Source organism: Neobacillus cucumis, from assembly GCF_023715505.1.
In genome coordinates, this window is record NZ_JAMBOH010000072.1 from 1 (window position 1) to 2,959 (window position 2,959).

2 protein-coding genes are annotated in these 2,959 nt (G+C 37.4%); both read right to left on the bottom strand.

Annotation, left to right across the window (positions count from 1 at the left end):
* Nucleotides 1–317: 317 nt before the first annotated feature.
* Nucleotides 318–1,118: an ExeA family protein gene (locus M3226_RS31200; protein ID WP_251573373.1), complete on the bottom strand. Its 801-nt coding sequence runs from the start codon at nt 1,116–1,118 to the stop codon at nt 318–320.
* On the bottom strand, nt 1,111–2,373 hold the full coding sequence (locus M3226_RS31205; RefSeq protein ID WP_251573375.1) for a DDE-type integrase/transposase/recombinase: 1,263 nt from the start codon (nt 2,371–2,373) through the stop codon (nt 1,111–1,113). Before M3226_RS31205 ends, M3226_RS31200 begins: the two co-directional genes overlap by 8 nt.
* Between the last annotated feature and the right edge of the window lie 586 nt (nt 2,374–2,959).

Below are 2,959 nucleotides of genomic sequence, written 5' to 3' on the forward strand. Positions count from 1 at the left end.
TTCAGATTGTGAAAAATCTTAATCAAATTATTTCAGCTTAAAAATAACGAAAAGAAAACCCCTAAAAAGGGGCATCAACTCGAATATATTGACGTATATTTATCCGGATCTTATACACTTCTTGTGTATGCAGGATAAAGATGGCATCATGGTTCAGAGTTACGAACCAATCCAAATCTTTCTCTAAATAAGCACGGAAGTATCTATTTTGAATTCTCAATTCAAATGTGTAGCCCTGGTCTATCCAATAGGGTGTTTGACCAATCCAAACTCTCTACTCTTGGTCTCGATGATCAAAAACTAGGATGCCTCCTTAATCATAGACCGCTATCCTCAATCGCCAATCTTACGATTTCCTCATCTATCTGTTCTTTTTTTAGATTAAATCCAAACAATAAGCTATTCACCGTTAAAGTATTAATGACTCGTGGCCAGCCTTGTGATCGTGATGCAATAGCTTCCTTTGCTGCTTCCGTAAATATGGGCATCTTTGCGCCGGCTAACTTCATGTGATGATCAATATAAGCCGAAACTTCTTCTTTAGATAATGGCTGGATCTCGTATTTCATGATGATTCTCTGTGATAGTGGACGATGATGATTTAATGCTAATCGGCTTTTTAAATGAGGTAATCCTGCCAAAACTAAAATATAAGGGTTAGTTGAATCCATTTGAAAGTTAAATAATATGGCTATATCCTGTAAAAATGCATCCTTTGCCATATGCATTTCATCTAAAATAAAAACTGGAGTGATCTTTCGTTCTCCAGCCAATCGTTCAATTCCTTGCTGAATTTGCCTGAAGAGATCAACTTTACGAAACTTCGGTTCTTCTCCTAAGCCATAAGCTAATCCACGATAAAAGTCCATTACTCCTCCCGTCGAGAGAGGAAAATAGATTACTTGGTATAGAGTAGGGCTTAGAGATTCCCTAAAAGACCGTAAGGTATATGTTTTTCCTACACCGGGATCACCAATAAGAAGACCGATTCCTTTCGATTTTTGTAAGTAATTTAATCCATTTAATGCGCCCTTGTAATCATTAGAATGATAAGCGTCAGAGGGCCGTATATCCTTTGAAAACGGTGCCTGTGCTAATGAGTAATAGGATTTATACATTATCCTGTTCCTCCTGCATGCTTGCAGTTTTAGATAATGAAAATGGCGAACGAGCCCGTTTGACATGAGCGTTATCATTCATGGAAACCAGAGTTGCTTCTGCCACTTTTCTATCATTTTCAAAGATATAAATTCCTTTGTCGTCCATTCTCACATCGACGGATTGGCCGATAAAACGTGAAGGTACTTCATAGAGTCGTTTATCTAAAGAAATAGTTCCATCAGGCTTAACCTTCCGTTGTTCGCGTTTCAAGAAGATTGTCTCCAAAATGGACAGATCCTCTAAAAAGGTTATATCGCTTATTTGTGAGTGAAAAACCTCATGAGGTGTTTTACCCTCTAAAGAGGCATGTACTCTTCGATGATAGTCTTCTTCTAACCAGCGCCAGAATCTTTCATTCAATTCTTCTAATGACTGAGCTGGCTCAGTTTGTAATAATGGATAAAACCTCGTTTGCACAGTCTTAAACAGCCTTTCTATTTTCCCTTTGCTACGGGGGTCGAACGGAGCCGTGTGGGTTAAGGTAATCCCCAATTGCGCACATGCATATTGAAGTGTTTCGGATCGATAGATCTTTCCATTATCCGCATAGATAATCTTGGGCTTGCCTCTGCGGATTAAAGCTTCCTTTGTTACAACTCTTAATCCGTCAAATTTCTCTGACGAGAAAAACTGTGCATAGGGCACGAGCCTAGAACAATCATCTATATAGGCAATCAAAAATGTCTTTTTATTTTTTCCATTTATGGGAACGTATGGCCCGTGAGATAGATCTCCCTGCCATAAAACATTGACTTTCTCATGAGAAAATCGTTTTCTTTCAGGAATTGCTAAATTTTGTTTCCCTACAAGGTTGTGCTTTTTTAATAATCGAATTATAGTAGAGTATGATATTTGATTTTTTTGGATTTCTCCACGCTCAATTAGTTGTTCGTAGAAGACACTAACTGGCATATGGAGATTTTTTTTTCGTATTTCTAAAATTTGATCCTGATCGTCAGGAGATAATCTACGAGAATTTCCTCTGTCTCCACGCTTCTTTGGTTTTAATGCCTCAAATCCATTTCGGCGATAATGAAGAAGCCATTCTTGAATTGTCTTTATGGCAATTTTCCGTTCCCCATAATAAGGAATTGGATGAATCTTACCCTCTAATTCTTGCAAATATACTTTTGGATCTACCTGCCCATTAAAAAGAGGGGCAATTAACCCATATCGAAATAAGGCGACTTGTTCTCGTTCTTTTTCATTCATGGAATTTTCCTCCTTTTGGTTAGAAGGACGACCGGTCATCCATGATTAATATTCTACTTTCTTCGCTATTTTTTGACGATGAAAAATGTGTGTGGGACGAGCAATATTTTTAAATTGCCTCAAATATGGTAGAATTAATTTGCCATAAAATATTTAGATAAGTGACCCCAGCTCCTTCGTAAGAAGGAGGATTCGCCAAAATCGAGGATCATTATCATATATTTTGTGGCCTCTTTTTTTCTTTCCTCTGAAACCCCCAGAACCTGACCTGAATCCACAAAAAAACTATGAATCCAATTAAGATTTTTATAGTAACGAATCAGATGAAACCTCAATAGCTGCCGACTGCTATTAACCTTTTTCCTCTGAAGAAATTGATGTATTCGCTTCAAAACTGTATGTAACGTATGTTGAAAATATGGGATTAAAAAGTCCGGAAGGACTGAAATGCTTTTCTTGCACACCAGGCATTTAAATCGACATATAGGGATTTTCATTGTTTTCTCGTCGGTTAACCCAAATCTCCAATAGTATCCATTTCTATGGATATTTCCTGCACCAATACATTTACAATTAGGGCATTTAT